This window comes from Sulfitobacter sp. 1A15106 (genome assembly GCF_043556995.1).
Taxonomy (GTDB): Bacteria; Pseudomonadota; Alphaproteobacteria; order Rhodobacterales; family Rhodobacteraceae; genus Sulfitobacter; species Sulfitobacter faviae.
On sequence record NZ_JBIFFM010000011.1, the window covers coordinates 113,251 to 129,389 of the forward strand.

The 16,139-nt window shown below is 63.0% G+C and carries 13 protein-coding genes; 12 read left to right on the top strand and 1 reads right to left on the bottom strand.

The features are described from left to right. The first annotated feature begins 119 nt into the window (after positions 1–119). The 7 genes from ACGYKA_RS16615 (at position 120) to ACGYKA_RS16645 (ending at position 9,330) form a co-directional block, all read left to right on the top strand. The gene (locus tag ACGYKA_RS16615) at positions 120–1,676 is read left to right on the top strand and encodes a M81 family metallopeptidase (protein WP_394413673.1); all 1,557 of its coding nucleotides are present in this window, start codon (positions 120–122) and stop codon (positions 1,674–1,676) included. A 33-nt stretch (positions 1,677–1,709) separates the two neighbouring features. Then, entirely contained in the window at positions 1,710–3,320 is a 1,611-nt protein-coding gene (locus ACGYKA_RS16620; protein ID WP_394402441.1) for an ABC transporter substrate-binding protein, read from the top strand. Positions 3,321–3,432: 112 nt separating this feature from the next. Next, positions 3,433–4,374, top strand: a complete 942-nt coding sequence (locus tag ACGYKA_RS16625) for an ABC transporter permease (protein WP_067266948.1) — start codon at positions 3,433–3,435, stop codon at positions 4,372–4,374. Position 4,375: 1 nt separating this feature from the next. Beyond that, positions 4,376–5,263, top strand: a complete 888-nt coding sequence (locus tag ACGYKA_RS16630; protein WP_067266950.1) for an ABC transporter permease — start codon at positions 4,376–4,378, stop codon at positions 5,261–5,263. A 3-nt stretch (positions 5,264–5,266) separates the two neighbouring features. Beyond that, positions 5,267–6,952, top strand: a complete 1,686-nt coding sequence (locus ACGYKA_RS16635; protein WP_394418319.1) for an ABC transporter ATP-binding protein — start codon at positions 5,267–5,269, stop codon at positions 6,950–6,952. Continuing rightward, positions 6,949–8,121, top strand: coding sequence for a M20 aminoacylase family protein (locus tag ACGYKA_RS16640; protein WP_394413667.1), 1,173 nt, complete (start codon positions 6,949–6,951; stop codon positions 8,119–8,121). The genes ACGYKA_RS16635 and ACGYKA_RS16640 overlap by 4 nt, the downstream gene beginning before the upstream one ends. A 69-nt stretch (positions 8,122–8,190) precedes the next feature. Beyond that, positions 8,191–9,330 (top strand): M20/M25/M40 family metallo-hydrolase, encoded by a 1,140-nt coding sequence (locus tag ACGYKA_RS16645; protein WP_394413665.1) that lies wholly within the window; start codon positions 8,191–8,193, stop codon positions 9,328–9,330. A gap of 24 nt (positions 9,331–9,354) precedes the next feature. On the opposite strand, the gene ACGYKA_RS16650 is transcribed toward ACGYKA_RS16645, so the two are convergent. Next, positions 9,355–10,248, bottom strand: a complete 894-nt coding sequence (locus ACGYKA_RS16650) for an AraC family transcriptional regulator N-terminal domain-containing protein (protein WP_394413662.1) — start codon at positions 10,246–10,248, stop codon at positions 9,355–9,357. Between the two features lie 154 nt (positions 10,249–10,402). On the opposite strand from ACGYKA_RS16650, the gene ACGYKA_RS16655 reads away from it, so the two are divergent. The 5 genes from ACGYKA_RS16655 (at position 10,403) to ACGYKA_RS16675 (ending at position 16,134) form a co-directional block, all read left to right on the top strand. Then, positions 10,403–11,350, top strand: a complete 948-nt coding sequence (locus ACGYKA_RS16655; protein WP_394413659.1) for an SDR family oxidoreductase — start codon at positions 10,403–10,405, stop codon at positions 11,348–11,350. A 234-nt stretch (positions 11,351–11,584) separates the two neighbouring features. Beyond that, positions 11,585–12,715, top strand: a complete 1,131-nt coding sequence (locus tag ACGYKA_RS16660; protein WP_394413657.1) for a TRAP transporter substrate-binding protein — start codon at positions 11,585–11,587, stop codon at positions 12,713–12,715. Positions 12,716–12,789: 74 nt separating this feature from the next. Then, positions 12,790–13,374, top strand: a complete 585-nt coding sequence (locus tag ACGYKA_RS16665) for a TRAP transporter small permease subunit (RefSeq protein ID WP_093928097.1) — start codon at positions 12,790–12,792, stop codon at positions 13,372–13,374. Further along, on the top strand, positions 13,371–14,789 hold the full coding sequence (locus ACGYKA_RS16670) for a TRAP transporter large permease subunit (protein WP_394413654.1): 1,419 nt from the start codon (positions 13,371–13,373) through the stop codon (positions 14,787–14,789). Before ACGYKA_RS16665 ends, ACGYKA_RS16670 begins: the two co-directional genes overlap by 4 nt. After that, complete coding sequence (locus ACGYKA_RS16675) at positions 14,779–16,134, top strand: amidase (RefSeq protein WP_394413651.1); 1,356 nt, start codon at positions 14,779–14,781, stop codon at positions 16,132–16,134. Before ACGYKA_RS16670 ends, ACGYKA_RS16675 begins: the two co-directional genes overlap by 11 nt. Positions 16,135–16,139: the final 5 nt, after the last annotated feature.

Consider the following 16,139-nt stretch of genomic DNA (forward strand, 5'->3'; position numbering starts at 1 on the left):
AGCGCCGCTTACGCTTGCTGTGCACTATAGCTGTATTGCAATGCGATACACAATGGGCGTGGCCCGCGGATGACGGGGCCGAGAAGGTGAAGGAGACGGGTTTGGAAAGTGGTTCTGGAATGCGCGTGGCTGTTGCGGGCTTTCTGCACGAGACGAACACATTCGCCCCCAATCCGGCGGATATGCAGGCTTTCCAACTGGGCGGTGGCTATGTCCCCATGGTGCGCGGCGCGGCGATGTTGCCCGCCTTCGAAGAGGTCAACCTTGGCATGGCGGGTGCGCTGCGAGTGGGCCAAGCGCAGGGTTGGGACATCGTGCCGATCCTCTGGGCGGGGGCGATCCCCTCGGCCCATGTCAGCCGCGACGCCTATGAGACGATTGCGGGTGAGATCATCGAAGGCATTCGGCAAGCCGGGCCGCTCGACGGGGTCTTTCTGGACCTGCACGGCGCCATGGTGGCGGAGCATCTCGATGACGGGGAAGGGGAGCTTGTCCGCCGTCTGCGTGCGGTCGTGGGGCCGGATGTGCCCATCGCCACGGCGCTGGATCTGCACGGCAATATCTCTGAAGATTTCGTTGCGAATGTCGATGTGCTCGTCGGATTTCGCACCTATCCGCATGTGGACATGGCCGATACCGGCGCTGCCGCGGCCCGCCAGCTCCACTGGATCATGACCACCGGCCAGCGCCCGGCCAAAGCCTTTCGCCACATGTCATATCTTGTGCCGATCCCGTTTCAATCGACCGAAATGTCGCCGGGGCGTGAACTTTATGAGGGGGTCGCCGCCTGTGAAGCCGCGGGGGCGCTCTCGGCCAGCCTGTTCATGGGCTTCCCGGCGGCGGATATTCCCGATTGCGGCCCGGTGGCTGTTGCCTATGGCGAGACGCAGACCGCAGCAGACGCCGCCGCCGACAGGCTTGCCGCAGCCTATGAGGCGGCAGCGCCCGCCTTCTTGGAAAATGAGGCCTATGATCCCGACAGGGCCGTGGCCGAGGCCCTGTCGCGTGCCGCCGGGCCGGGGCGTGGGCCTGTGGTCATCGCCGACACCCAAGACAACCCCGGCGCGGGCGGCGTATCGGCCACCACGGGCATGTTGCGCGCGCTCGTCAAGGCCGAAGCCCAGAACGCGGCCATCGGGTTGATCGTCGACCCCGCCGCCGCCGAAGCGGCGCATCAGGCCGGGGTCGGTGCCGAGGTTAACCTGCGCCTTGGCGGACATGCCGAAATCACGGATGACGCGCCGTTTGAAACGATGGCGACGGTCCAGCATCTTTGCGACGGAACCCTGCGCGCGACCGGCCCCTATTATGGCGGCACGGCGCTGAACCTCGGCCCCTCGGCCTGCCTGCGCATCGGCGGGGTCCATGTCGTCGTGACCAGCCGCATCGCCCAGATGGCCGACCGCGAGATGTTCCGCTTTGTCGGCATCCAACCCGAAGAGATGGACCTTTTGGTGGTCAAAAGCTCCACCCATTTCCGCGCAGACTTTGCCCCCATCGCGCGCGACATCCTTGTCGCCTGTGCACCGGGGCCGATGCCCCTCAATCCGGCCGATTTGCCCTTCACGCGCCTGCGTGCGGGGCTTCGGCATTCTCCGAATGGCCCTCGTTTCGGGGCCAAGGGTGCCCAAAGCGCACCACCTGACCAGGGCGGCAAGACCGCCTTGGCCCAATAAAAACCAAAAGATCACTCAACAAGGGAAAACCACATGATACCTCTACGATCGGCACTGAAACAGTCGCGCGGACTTGCCGCCGCCTTTGCCGCGACCACGGCGCTTTTGGCACCCGGCTCTCTGGCGGCGCAGGATGGCGAAACGACCATCACGGCGGTCATGCACTCGGGCCTGCGGGTTCTCGATCCGGTCATCACCACCGCGCATATCACCCGCAACCACGGTTATATGGTCTATGACGTCCTGACCGCCGTGGACGAAAATTTTGAGCCGCAGCCCCAGATGGCCAGCTGGGAGGTCTCGGATGACGGGCTCGTCTATACTTTCACCCTGCGCGATGGGCTGATGTTCCATGACGGCGCGCCGGTGACTGGCGAAGATGTCGTGGCCTCGCTCAAACGCTGGGGCAAGCGTGACGGCGGCGGGCAGTTGATCTTTGACGTGACCGAGAGCCTTGAAGCCAGCGACGAGAAGACTGTCGTCTGGACCCTGACCGAGCCTTTTGGCCCGCTCTTGTCGGTGATCTCCAAACAATCCGCCGTGCCGCCTTTCATCATGCCCAAGCGCGTGGCCGAAACCTCGGCGGATGAGACGATCACGGAATATATCGGCTCCGGCCCCTTCGTCTTTAACCAAGATGAATACGAGCCTGGCGTGAACGTCACCTATGAGAAGTTCGACGACTACGTCCCGCGTGACGAGGAAGCCTCGTGGATGGCTGGCGGTAAGGTGGTCAATGTCGACCGTGTGGTTTGGACCACGATGCCCGACGCGCTGACCGCGATCAACGCGCTTTCGGCGGGGGAGATTGACTATCTCGAACAGGTGCAGATCGACCTGCTGCCGATCCTCGACGCCAGCCCCGAGGTCACGGTCGAGACCCGCGATGACCTTGGCTATGTCACCATCGGTCGGCCCAACCACCTGCACCCGCCCTTTGACAACAAGCTGGTGCGTCAGGCGGCGATGGCGGCGCTGGACCAAGAATCCATGCTGCAAACGATGCAGGGCGACCCGGCCTATTACAACGTCTGCGGCGCGATCTTTGGCTGTTCGACCCCTCTGGGCGACGAAGCGGATGCTGAGATCGTGACCGGCGGCGCGGATCCGGAAAAGGCGAAGGCCTTGCTCGAAGAGGCGGGATATGACGGCACGCCCATCGTGCTGATGGCGCCAACGGATGTGATCAGCCTGATCAACCAGCCGGTGGTGGCGGCCCAAGCCCTGCGCGAGGCGGGTTTCGAAGTCGACATGCAGTCGATGGACTGGCAGTCGGTCGTGCAGCGCCGCGCCCAGCAAAGCCCGGTCTCTGAGGGTGGCTGGAACATGTTCTTCACCAACTGGATGGTGCCCGAGATTTCGGACCCGCTGACCAATGTGATGGTCAGTGGCCGTGGCGACGAGGCGTGGTTCGGATGGCCCGATGACCCCAAGGTCGAAGAGCTGCGCGCGAAGTTCATGAAGGCCGAAGGGCCCGAGGCGCAAAAGGAAGTGGCCGTCGAGATCCAGAAACACGTCATGGATAACGTCAACTACATCATGATGGGTGAATATCTGATCCCGCAGGCGCGTCGGAACACGATCCAGAACATGCTGCCATCGCCCGTGCCGGTGTTTTGGAACATGACCAAAGAGGCGGAGTAATCCAGCCTTTCGGAGGGCGCGGCCGCCGCGCTCTCCACCGTCATCTCTGCCCGCAGGCAGCGCCCCCGCTTCCGGGCCTGCCTTCTTTCCGCCGAAAGGGACCTTCCGGAAAATGCTCGTCTATATCCTGAAGCGCGTCTTGGCCACGATCCCGGTCATGCTGATCGTCGCCATCTTCGTCTTCCTCCTGCTGCGTCTCACCCCCGGTGATCCGGCAGCCATTCTCGCCGGCGATGCCGCCACCCCCGCACAGCTTGAACGGATCCGTGACCGTCTGGGTCTGAACGATCCGCTGCTGACACAGTTCTTCACATGGATCGGGCAATTGCTGCGCGGCGATCTGGGCGTGTCGCTTTTGTCGAACACCTCCGTGGCGGGCATGTTGGGCGACCGGCTGGGGCCGACCATCAACATCGCGCTGATGACCATCACCATCTCTGTCCTGCTGGCGGTGCCGATGGGCGTGATCGCCGCATGGCGTCACCGCACCTGGGTCGACTTTCTGGTGATGTCCTTCTCGGTGCTGGGTTTTTCGGTGCCGGTCTTCGTGATCGGCTATATCCTGATCCAAATCTTCGCGATCGAACTGCGTTGGGTGCCGGTGCAGGGCTACAAGGCGCCGTCGGAGGGCATCGGGCCGTTCTTCTCGCGCGCCATTCTGCCCTCGCTCACGCTGGCCACGATCTATGTGGCGCTCATCGCGCGGATGACGCGGGCCTCCATGCTTGAAGTGCTGGGCGAAGATTACATCCGCACCGCCCGGGCCAAGGGCGTGCGCGAGAATGTCGTGCTGTTTCGCCATGCGCTGCGCAATGCCGCCGTGCCGATCCTGACCATCATCGGCACCGGTTTTGCGCTGCTGATCTCGGGCGTGGTGGTGACGGAAAGCGTCTTTAACATCCCCGGCATCGGGCGGCTTACGGTCGATGCGATCCTCGCGCGCGACTACCCCGTCATTCAGGCGATGATCCTGCTGACGGCGGGCATCTACGTCTTCGTGAACCTCTTGGTTGACGTCTCCTATTCATTCTTCGACCCAAGGATCCGGTACTGACATGATCGAGCAACCCCAATCCCGTCACAGCGCCTTTCAGGTGCTGACCGGACTGCTTTCCCTGCCTGCGGGCGCAAGGGTCGGTATCGGCCCGCTGCTGGCGGCCCTTATCCTCCTGGCCATCGTGCTGGCGTCGATCTTGGCCCCGCTTTACGTGCCCTATGACCCGCTGGCGATGAACTCTGCCGCGCGGCTCAAGCCGCCTTCCGAAGAGTATCTTCTGGGCACCGATCCCTATGGCCGCGACACGTTTTCGCGGGTGATGACCGGCGGGCGCGTGTCGCTGCTGATCGGCGTCGGGGCGGCCTTGGTCAGCGTCGCCATCGGCTTGGCCATCGGCCTTGTCGCCGGTTTCTTTCGGGTGGCGGATGGCATCATCATGCGGATTATGGACAGCCTGATGGCGATCCCCGCGATCCTGCTGGCCATTGCGCTCGTGGCGCTGAACGGGCCATCGCTCGGCTCGGTCATCATCGCCATCACGGTGCCGGAGGTGCCCCGCGTGGTGCGGCTGGTGCGCTCGGTCGTGCTCTCGGCCCGGGAGGAACCCTATGTCGAGGCCGCCATCGCGCTTGGCTCGTCGATGCCCAAGATCCTGATCCAGCACCTGATGCCCAACACCATGGCGCCGCTGATCGTCCAAGGCACCTATATCTGCGCCTCGGCGATCCTGATCGAGGCGATCCTGAGCTTCCTCGGCGCGGGCGTCAGCACGGAGATCCCCACATGGGGCAATATCATGGCCGAGGGGCGGACTTATTTCCAGATCAAGCCGGGGCTGATCTTCTGGCCAGGGCTGCTGCTGTCGCTTTGCATCCTGTCGATCAACCTTTTGGGCGACACCGCGCGCGATCTGCTCGACCCGCGCATGAAGAAACGGGAGGGCTGAGAGATGCAGTTCAAGACCAAAGACTTCTCCGACGCGCGTGAGGTGCTCAAAGTGCGCGACCTGCGCATCGGGCTGGCGGGGCGGCCACAGGCCAAGCCGGTGATCGACGGGATCGACCTCACCATCCGCGCGGGCGAGACGCATTGCTTGGTGGGTGAATCTGGCTCAGGCAAGTCCGTGACCTCGCTGGCGGCTATGGGGCTGCTGCCAAAATCGGCGCTGGAGGTGCAAAGCGGCAGCATCACGCTGGACGATTTCGAGATCACCAGCGCCAGCCATGCGCAGATGCGCCAGCTGCGCGCGCGGCGGATCGCGATGATCTTCCAAGAGCCGATGACCGCGCTGAACCCGGTGCTGCGGGTGGGTGAGCAGATCATGGAAGTGCTGAATATGCACAGTGATCTGAGCCAGTCCGAGGCTAAGAAACGCACGCTCGACATGATGGATCAGGTGCATCTGCCAGATGTGAACCGCATCTTCTCGGCCTTCCCGCATCAGCTTTCCGGCGGGCAGCGCCAGCGCATCATGATCGCCATGGCGCTGATCCTCGACCCTGATCTGCTGATCGCGGATGAGCCGACAACGGCGCTGGATGTGACCACACAGTTGCAGATCCTCAAGCTGATTGCCGAGATGCAAGAGCGGCACGGTACCGCCGTTCTCTTCATCACCCATGACATGGGCGTGGTGGCCGAGATCGCGGATACCGTGACGGTCATGCAGCAGGGCAAGATCGTCGAACGCGCGCCGATCGAAAAGCTGCTGACCGATCCGCAGAAGGACTATACCCGCACGCTTTTGACGGCGGTGCCAAACCTCACCCCGCGCCCCGCAAGGGCGGCGGCAGCGCAGAGCGAGGTGGTGCGTGTCGCCGGGCTCGATATGACCTATGGCGGCGGCGGCTTCCTGCGCCGCAGCGAAGGGGTCAAGGCCGCGCAGGATGTCAGCTTTACCATCAAACCGGGGCGGACGCTGGGCATTGTGGGCGAATCCGGCTCAGGCAAATCCACTGTGGCACGGGCCATCATGCGGCTGATCGACCCGACAGCGGGGAGCGTGAATGTCGCGGGGACCGAGATTGCCAAACTCTCACGCCGTCAATTGCGCGACCACCGCAAGCATCTGCAAATCGTGTTCCAAGACCCCTACCGCTCGCTCAACCCGCGTTGGACCGTGGCGCGCAGCCTTTGCGAAGGGCCGATCAACTTCGGCACCCCGCGCGAAGAGGCGATGCGCCATGCCGCTGAGCTGATGGAACTGGTGGACCTGCCGCGCGATGCGCTTGACCGCTATCCGCATCAATTCTCGGGCGGGCAACGCCAGCGCATCGCCATCGCGCGGGCGGTGGCGATGAAGCCTGATCTGCTTGTCGCGGATGAGGCTGTCTCGGCCCTTGATGTGAGCGTGCAGGCGCAGGTGCTCGACCTTTTGGATGACATCCAAGAGAAGTTCGGTGTGGCCATGCTTTTCATCACCCATGACCTGCGCGTCGCCGCGCAGATTTGTGACGAGGTCTTGGTCATGCAGCGCGGGCAGGTCGTTGAATACGGCCCCGCGGGCGATGTGCTGGCCAACCCGCATCACGACTACACACGCAACCTGATCGAAGCGGCACCGGGCCGCCATTGGGATTTTGCCAACTACCGCGCGCTCGGCAGCGCTACCATGACGACAGGAGCCACCGCATGACCGTCCTTCCCAAAATCGAAGCCGTTGCCGCCGATCTCACCGCCATCCGCCAAGACATCCACGCCCACCCCGAACTGGGGTTCGAAGAGGTCCGCACCTCTGGGATCGTGGCCGAAAAGCTCCGCGCCTACGGGGTGGATGAGGTGCATGAAGGGCTGGGCGGCACCGGGGTTGTCGGCATCATCAAGGGCGCGGGCGGTGGCAACCGCCGTGTCGGGCTACGCGCGGATATGGACGCGCTGCCGATTGTCGAAGATTCCGGCGTGCCCTATGCCTCGACCAACCCCGGGCGGATGCATGCCTGCGGCCATGACGGCCACACCACCATGCTCTTGGGGGCCGCGCGTTATCTGGCGGAAACGCGCGATTTCGACGGCACCGTGGTGCTGATCTTTCAACCCGCCGAGGAAGGTTTGGGCGGCGCGCGCCGGATGCTGGAAGAGGGGCTCTTTGAGAAATTCCCCTGCGACGAGATTTACGGCATGCATAACGATCCAAACTCAGAGCCGGGCGTGGTCAATGTCACCCCCGGTGCGGCCATGGCCGGGGCGGCCTTCTTTGACATCACCGTCAAGGGCACTGGCAGCCACGCCGCCATGCCGCATCAGTCGCGCGATCCCATCGTCATCGGCACGGCGCTGGTGCAGCAGTTGCAATCCGTCGTCAGCCGCAACACCCCGCCGACCAAGCCGATCGTGCTTTCGGTGACCAAATTCAACGCAGGCTCGGCCTATAACGTGGTGCCAGATACCGCCAGTATCGCGGGCACGATCCGTTATTTCCATGAGGATGTGATCGAAATGGCCGAGGCCCGGATGCGCGAACTCTGCGCCGGTATGGCCAGCGCCTATGGGATCGAGATCGAAGTCGACATCCGCAATGTCTTTGACGTGTTGATGAACGACCCTGAACTGACCACCGCCTATGTCGAAGCAGCCGCCAGCGTGGTAGGCGGCGAGAACGCCCATGTCTCGACCGAACAGGCCAGCGGGTCGGAGGATTTTGCCGATATGCTGAAAGTCGTGCCGGGCGCCTATTGCCGGGTGGGCCATGCGGGCAGCGTGCCTTTGCACAACCCCGGCTTCGTGCTGGACGACGCCATTCTGCCTGTCGGTGCCTCGATCTATGCGCGGATTGTCGAGACGCGCCTGCCAAAGGTCGGCGGCTAGGCCCTTGCGCCAATCTTTTAATTTAAGCCAACCGCCCGCTGTCGCGCGGCGGAGGAAAGGATATTGAACATGACCAACCCGCTCGATCTGCCTTTTGATGCCGAAGAAATGCTCACCGGGCTGCGCCCATGGATCGAAACTGAAAGCCCCACATTCGACGGGGCGGCGGTGAACCGGATGATGGATGTGGCGCAGCACGATCTGGCGGTCTTGGGTGCGCGGACAGAGCGTATCCCCAGCCCCATGGGGCTGGGCGACAGCCTGCGCGCTGAGATGCCTCATCCCCGCGCGGGCGAGGGGGGCATCCTGCTTTTGGGTCATATGGACACGGTTCACCCGCTCGGCACCTTGGCGAGCCTGCCTTACAAACGCGAAGGCGATATCTGCTACGGCCCCGGTCTGATGGACATGAAGGGCGGCAACTACGTCTACCTCGATGCGCTGCGCAAGCTACAGGCCGCCGGGGTCGAGACGCCGCTGCCCGTGACGGTGCTTTTCACCCCGGATGAGGAAATCGGCACCCCCGCCACTCGTCGCCTGATCGAAGAAGAGGCGAAGCGCCATAAATACATCCTCGTCCCCGAACCCGCCCGCCCCGACGGCGGCGCGGTGATCGGGCGCTACGCCATCGCGCGGTTCAACCTCCAGACCCGGGGCCGCCCCAGCCACGCGGGCTGGGCGCTCTCCGAAGGCCGCTCGGCCATCGCGGAGATGGCAAAGGCCGTGGGCACGATCGAAGGCATGACCAGCGAGGATTGCACCTTCTCGCTCGGGGTCTTTCACGCGGGCCAATGGGTCAACTGCGTCTCCTCAGTTTGCGATGCCGAAGTGCTCACCATGGCGAAAACGCAAGAGCAGCTCGACGCAGGCGTGGAAAAGATGATGGCGCTGAACTCGGACGAAGGCGACGTGATCATGGAAATCCGCCGCGGCGTCACCCGCCCGGTTTGGGAACCCGACCAGCCCGGCACGATGGCGATGCTGAAGCTCGCGCAGGAGATTGGGGGCGAACTGGGGATCGAGATCACCGGAAGCTCTGCCGGGGGCGGATCGGACGGCAATTTCACCGGTTTCCTCGGCCTGCCAACGTTGGATTCGATCGGCGTGCGCGGCAAGGGTCTGCATACGTTGCAGGAGCATATCTATGTCGACAGCCTCACCGAACGTGCGAAGCTGGCGGCGGGGTTGTTTTGTCGCTTGACGGCTTGAGGGGGGAGGGGGCGGAGACCCCCTCTAAACCACCCCCGCTGCCATCTGCTGCGCGTCGCTCCATTCGCGGGGGGATTGGCCGTACATGCGTTTGAACTCTCGGCTGAATTGCGAGGCGCTGACATAGCCCACCGCCAATGCCGCTTCGCTGACCGTGGCGCCGCCTGCGATTTTCACGGCGGCATTGTTCAGGCGCATGGATTTGACGAATTGTATCGGCGACATCGTCGTTACCTGTTTGAACTTGCGGTGAAATACCGCTCGGCTCATGCCCGCGCGTTGGGCCATCCCGTCGATGGAGATGGGCGCGTCGAGATGGGCCGCGACATGCGAGATGGCCCGCGCCACGGCATTGCCCGCCCCGAAGGCCCGCCGCGCGAAGAGCCCTGCCTCTCCTTTCAGGATGGCGTAGTAAAGTTCGCGCAGGCGCGCTTCGGCCAGCACGGCGCGGTCGGTTTCGCTTTCGCTTAATTGCAGCAGGCGCAGCAGGGCGTCGGAGAAGGCCCCGTCCCATGCCGCGAGTTTAATCCCCTCGGCGCGTAGGTCGGCGGGGGCAGGGGGCAGCAGGCTCCCCGCGCTTTCCATTTCAAGCGAAAGCTCCGCCATCAGCCGCGCATCCAGAGCGATGTAGACGCCGAAAAGCGGGGTCTGGGGCGAGGCACTTGGCGTGCCCGCTTTGACCGGCATCGACATGGGGCAGCACATATAGCGGCTGTCGTCATAGACATAGCGCTGACCGTCGAGCACCGCCTCTTTCGCGCCGCTGACGATGGCGATGACAGAGGGTACATAGACCGCAGGCGCGCAGGGGATCGCGCTGGTCGCCCGGAAATACTGCACGCCCTTGATGCCGGTCTCGGTCAGCCCGTCGGCATGGCTGTGCCGTTCGATGATATGGCGGATTTGGTCTTTGCTCATGCGTGGAGATTAGGACCGCATGAGCGTTTCATGCAATGGCTGTGAGAGGATCAGGCAAGTAATCGCGACAATCCGGTCTATTTCCGTGGAGTGCTGAGATTTATCTGCAGGGTCAACGGGGCGCGATGCCTCAGTAAAGCTAAGGAACGAGACCATGACAGATAAGACTTTCGGCGCGCACGGCTGGACCCCTGAGCAGATTGGCGGGGTAGAGGGGAAGACCTTTGTGATCACCGGGGCCAATGCGGGGGCCGGGTTTCAGGCGGCGCGGACCTTGCTGCGCAAAGGTGCCGCGGTGGTGATGCTGAACCGCAGCGCGGAACGGTCGGCAGAGGCGGTGTCCAAGCTGAAAGACGAATTTGGCGCAGCGGCGCAGGTGCGTTTCGTGCAAATGGACCTCGCCGATTTGCAGTCGGTGCGCCGCGCGGCGGCAGAGGTTCTGCGCGATATTCCCCGCGTTGATGCGCTGATCTGCAACGCCGCCATCGCGCAGGTGCCAAACCGCCAGTTGACCAAAGCCGGCCACGAAAGCCAGCTCGGCACCAATCACTACGGCCACTTCCTGCTTTGCGGCTTGCTCTTCGACCGGATCGACGAAAGCAATGGGCGGATCGTGGTGGTGGCCAGCCTTGGCTACAAGATGGGCCTGCGCACCATCCAGTTCGACGACATGAACTGGGACAAGAACTACCGCGCCAACCCGGCCTATAGCCAAAGCAAGCTGGCGCAGATGATGTTTGCCTATGAGTTGCAGGACCGCGTCGCGCGGGCGGGGAGGAACGTGGCGGTCTATGTCTGCCATCCCGGCGCCTCGGCCACCTCTTTGATAAGCACCAGTGGTGGGCTGATGACCCGGTTCACTTGGTGGCTGATGTCGAAACTGCCGATCGTTCAAACGGCGGAGCGCGGCGCATATCCCGAGGTCATGTGCGCCACCGAGGATGGGCTGGAGCAGCGCGCGCTTTACGGCCCCACAGGCCGGATGGAGATGGTCGGCCCCGTTGGGCGCGGCAGGTTGGAACCCTATGCCTATGACAAGGAGACGATGGTCAGCCTCTGGGAGCGGTCCGAGGCGGAAACCGGCTTTCGCTGGGCGGTTTGAGGGGCGGGCGGGGCCTGTCTCCGCCCTGCTCAGAACGCGCGATATCCGCAGGCCATCCGCGCCGAAGGAGAGTGTCGATTTTTGCAGCTTTTGCACAATAAAGTTGCACTTGAAGAGTCCCTTGCGGACAATTCTTGCCAAATGAGATCATTTGGTTAGTCTCTGATCTCGGGTCGCCCGACCAATAGCGTATTTCAAGTAAGCAAAGGGGCGGCTACTCTGGGAGGAGGAAACATGACTGAGACTAAAAAGTTCAATCGACGTTCGTTCCTGACGAAGTCCGCACTTGCTGGGGGGGCGGCGACGGGGAGCATGCTGGCCGCACCGGCGGTGCTGGCTCAAGCGCCGATCGTCATCAAGATGCAGACGTCGTGGAACGACGCGAACATCTGGCAAGACTTTGCCCGCGACTACGCGACACGGGTCGAGGAGATGTCGGGCGGGCGTCTGAAGGTCGACGTGCTGCCCGCGGGAGCGGTCGTCGCGGCGTTTCAGGTGCTCGATGCGGTGAACGACGGTCTGATCGACGCGGCGCATTCGGTGCCCGTCTATTGGTACGGCAAGAACAAGGCCGCATCGCTCTTTGGCACCGGCCCGGTTTTCGGCGGCTCTGCCACCACGATGCTGTCGTGGTTCTATCAAGGCGGCGGTCAGGAACTTTATAACGAGCTGACGCAGGATATCATGGGCCTCGACGTTGTGGGCTACATGGGCTTCCCGATGTTCGCCCAGCCCTTTGGCTGGTTCAAGAATGAGGTCAATACCGTCGACGACCTGCAAGGCTTCAAATACCGCACCGTGGGCCTGGCGGCCGATCTGATGGCCAAGCTGGGCATGTCGGTGGCACAGCTGCCGGGCGGTGAGATCGTGCCCGCGATGGAACGTGGCGTGATCGACGCCTTTGAGTTCAACAACCCTTCGTCGGACAAGGATTTCGGCGCGCAGGACGTGGCCAAGAACTACTACCTGTCGTCCTATCACCAAGCCTCCGAGAGCTTTGAGTTCCTGTTCTCCAAGATGTTCCTCGAAGACCTCGACCCCGACCTTCAGGCGATCTTGAAATACGCGGTTGAGGCGGCCTCGACCGCGAACACGGCCAAGGCGATGGACCGCTATTCGGCGGACCTTCAGTTCCTGCAAAACGAGGCTGGCGTGACCGTGCGGCGCACCTCAAAGGAAATCTTGGATGCGCAGCTTAAAGCATGGGATGAGCTGATCCCCGAGCTGGAATCCGATCCCTTCATGAAAAAGACCCTCGACAGCCAGCGCGAATGGGTCGACCGCGTGGCCTATTACGAGTTGATGAACTCGCCGGATTACGGGCTTGCTTACGAGCATTACTTCCCCGGCAAGATCAAAATGTGATCACGCATACCCGCAAGTAATGAGGCCCCCGGCGCCACCATGCGCCGGGGGCTCTACGAGACATTGGGGACATCATGATATCTTTCATTCGGTTCGCCGATAACCTTTCCGCATGGTTCGGCAAGGCTTTCGCTTGGCTCATCTTGCTGATGTCCATCGGCACGGGCTACGAAGTTTTTGTGCGCTATGTGCTGAACAATCCCACGGCTTGGGCGCTGGATGTGTCCTTCATCATGTATGGCACGCTCTTTATGATGGGCGGGGCCTATACGCTGTCGCGGGGCGGCCATGTGCGGGGGGATTTCCTCTATCGGCTGTTCCAGCCGCGCACCCAAGGCATGATCGACCTCGTGCTCTATATCATCTTCTTTTTCCCCGGCGTCACCGCGCTGATCCTCGCAGGCTGGAAGTATGCCGCCCGCTCGTGGTCATACGGCGAGGTGTCGGTCAACAGCCCGGCGGGGGTTCCGATCTATCAATTCAAGGCGATCATCGTGGCGGCGGGGATACTGCTGTTCATCCAAGGCATCGCGCAGGTCTGCCGCTGTCTCATCGCCATACGTTCCAACTACTGGCTCGAAGCCGAGGAAGACGTCTTTGAGACCGAAGACCTCATGATGCGCGAAGCCAACAAGGCCGAAAAGGGCCATCTCACATGACTGATCCGCAAATCGCCCTGATGATGCTTGGGCTGTTCATCGTCTTTGTTTTCTTGGGCTTTCCGATTGCTTTCACGCTGATGGCCATGGGCATCGGCTTTGGCTACTACGCCTATTTCGACGCGCGCCGCATGTGGCGCAGTTTCGACCGGCTGGACGAGGGGGCCGGCCGATGGGAGCAATGGTCGACCTGGCTCGACGGGTTCTTCAACAACCGAATATTCGACCTTTTCGTGAACCAAACCTTCACGGTGATGTCGAACGAAGTGCTCACGGCGGTGCCGCTGTTCCTCTTCATGGGCTATATCGTGGAGCGGTCGAATATCGTGGACCGGCTCTTCACCACGCTCAACATCGCCTCCAAGAACATCCCCGGCTCCATGGGCGTGGCCGCGCTGATCACCTGCGCGCTCTTCGCCACCGCCACCGGCATCGTCGGCGCCGTGGTGACGCTGATGGGCCTGCTAGCGCTGCCCGCGATGCTGAAGGCGCGCTACAACCCGTCCTTTGCCGCCGGCATCATCTGCGCGGGGGGCACGCTGGGCATCCTGATCCCGCCCTCGATCATGCTGATCGTCTATGCGGCGGCGACCAATGTTTCCATCGTGCGGCTTTATGCGGCCGCACTCCTGCCGGGGCTGACGCTGGTGGGGCTCTACCTGATCTACATTATCGGACGCTCGCTGTTGCAGCCTTCATCGGCCCCGCGCCCCACGGCGGATGAGGTGCCAGACATGCCGATGGGCAAGCTGTTGCTGATGATCGCCACCTCCTTCCTGCCGCTGGCCTTCCTCATCTTCGCGGTGCTGGGGTCGATCCTTTTCGGCCTCGCCACCCCGACGGAGGCGGCCTCGATCGGGGCGCTTGGCGGCATCTTCCTTGCCTTCATTTACCGTGCGATGACATGGCAGCGGATGCGCGAGAGCGTCTACCTCACGGTGCGCACCACGGCGATGGTCTGCTGGCTTTTCGTCGGCTCCTACACTTTCTCGGCGGTGTTCTCTTACCTTGGCGGGGAGCATGTGATCTCGGAGTTCGTGCAGTCACTGAACCTGTCGCCGATCATGTTCCTGATCCTTGCGCAGCTTATCATCTTCCTGCTCGGCTGGCCGCTGGAATGGTCCGAGATCATCATCATCTTCGTGCCGATCTTCCTGCCGCTGCTGGCGGTTTTCGAGATCGACCCGCTGTTCTTCGGCATCCTTGTGGCGCTGAACCTGCAGACCTCGTTCCTGACGCCACCGATGGCGATGTCGGCCTATTACCTCAAGGGCATCGCCCCACCCGAGCTGCGGTTGACGCAGATCTTCGCGGGCGTCATGCCTTTCCTGTTCTGCGTGATCCTGTCGATGATCTTGATGTATGTCTTCCCGCAGATCGTCTTCTACCTGCCGGAGGTGTTCTATGGGCGCTGAGGCACGGATGACCGCCCCGGCAGCGCTTGGCGTGGTCGAACTGCGGGACCGTCTGGCGACCGGCGCATTGGATGCGCTGGCGCTGGTGGAAAGCTACATCGCGCGGATCGAAGCGCGCGAGGAGGTGGTGGGCGCTTGGGCATGGTTCGATCCCGAATTCGCCCGCGCGCAGGCCCGAACGCTTGATAGTTATCGCCGGGCGGGCAGGCCGCTGGGGCGGCTGCACGGGCTGCCGGTGGGGCTGAAAGATGTGATCGACACGCGCAGCATCCCTACCGAAAACGGCGCGGCGCAGGACAAGGGGCGCGTGCCGCTGCGCGACGCTTTCATTGTCGAGCGGCTGCGGGCCGAAGGCGCGATCATAATGGGCAAGACGGTCACGACCGAACTGGCCTTCATGCAGCCGAACAAGACCACCAATCCGCATAACCCTGACCATAGCCCCGGCGGCTCGTCCCAAGGGTCGGCGGCGGCGGTGGCCGATGGGATGGTGCCCTTGGCCATCGGCACGCAGACCGGCGGGTCGGTGATCCGGCCTGCGTCCTATTGCGGGGTCACCGGGTTCAAACCAACCTTCGGCGCGATCCCGCGCCGGGGGGTGCTGACGCAATCGCCCTCGCTCGACACCATTGGCGTCTTTGCCAGCGATCCCGCCGGGGCCGCGCTGCTGGCCGAGGTGCTGTTTGGCCATGATCCCGAAGACAGCGCGACCGAGCTTGCCCCAACCCCCGCGCTCTTGGCCGAGGCGACCAGCGCGCCGCCGATCCCGCCGGTTTTCGGCTTTGTCCGCCCGCCGGGGTGGGAGGAGGCCGATCCGCAGCTGCACGCCGCTTTCGAGGAATTGGTCGCGGCCCTTGGCGATCAGGCTTTCGAGATGCCCCTGCCGCCGGTCTTTAACGAGGCTGCCGAGGCGCGCAAACGCATCAATTTTGCCGAGATGGCCTATCACTTCTACCCCTATCTGCGCGACGGGGCCGAGCTGCTCTCACCCGTGGCACGGGAGGCGATGGAGGCGGGCAATAAGGTGCTGGCCCGCGATTACCAATCGGCCCGCGACCTGCCCAAGGTGCTGACCGCCGCACTCGAAGAGTTGCTGACCCGTTGCGACGTGCTGCTCTGCCCCGCAGCCACCGGCCCCGCGCCGCGCGGGTTAAAGACCACCGGCGATCCGATTTTCAACGGTCTTTGGACGCTTTGCGGCAGCCCCTGTGTGACCCTGCCGCTGATGACCTCGGAAGAGGGGTTGCCGATGGGGGTGCAACTGGTCGGCGGTCACGGCCAGGATGGGCGTCTGATGCGCAGCGCCCAGTGGCTTTTCGACTGGGCCGATGGTGCAACTGAATGAGGATG

Coding starts and splice junctions, on each gene's coding strand:
- ACGYKA_RS16615 (WP_394413673.1), top strand. CDS start 120: ATGCGCGTGGCTGTTGCGGGCTTTCTGCACGAGACGAACACATTCGCC.
- ACGYKA_RS16620 (WP_394402441.1), top strand. CDS start 1,710: ATGATACCTCTACGATCGGCACTGAAACAGTCGCGCGGACTTGCCGCC.
- ACGYKA_RS16625 (WP_067266948.1), top strand. CDS start 3,433: ATGCTCGTCTATATCCTGAAGCGCGTCTTGGCCACGATCCCGGTCATG.
- ACGYKA_RS16630 (WP_067266950.1), top strand. CDS start 4,376: ATGATCGAGCAACCCCAATCCCGTCACAGCGCCTTTCAGGTGCTGACC.
- ACGYKA_RS16635 (WP_394418319.1), top strand. CDS start 5,267: ATGCAGTTCAAGACCAAAGACTTCTCCGACGCGCGTGAGGTGCTCAAA.
- ACGYKA_RS16640 (WP_394413667.1), top strand. CDS start 6,949: ATGACCGTCCTTCCCAAAATCGAAGCCGTTGCCGCCGATCTCACCGCC.
- ACGYKA_RS16645 (WP_394413665.1), top strand. CDS start 8,191: ATGACCAACCCGCTCGATCTGCCTTTTGATGCCGAAGAAATGCTCACC.
- ACGYKA_RS16650 (WP_394413662.1), bottom strand. CDS start 10,248: ATGAGCAAAGACCAAATCCGCCATATCATCGAACGGCACAGCCATGCC.
- ACGYKA_RS16655 (WP_394413659.1), top strand. CDS start 10,403: ATGACAGATAAGACTTTCGGCGCGCACGGCTGGACCCCTGAGCAGATT.
- ACGYKA_RS16660 (WP_394413657.1), top strand. CDS start 11,585: ATGACTGAGACTAAAAAGTTCAATCGACGTTCGTTCCTGACGAAGTCC.
- ACGYKA_RS16665 (WP_093928097.1), top strand. CDS start 12,790: ATGATATCTTTCATTCGGTTCGCCGATAACCTTTCCGCATGGTTCGGC.
- ACGYKA_RS16670 (WP_394413654.1), top strand. CDS start 13,371: ATGACTGATCCGCAAATCGCCCTGATGATGCTTGGGCTGTTCATCGTC.
- ACGYKA_RS16675 (WP_394413651.1), top strand. CDS start 14,779: ATGGGCGCTGAGGCACGGATGACCGCCCCGGCAGCGCTTGGCGTGGTC.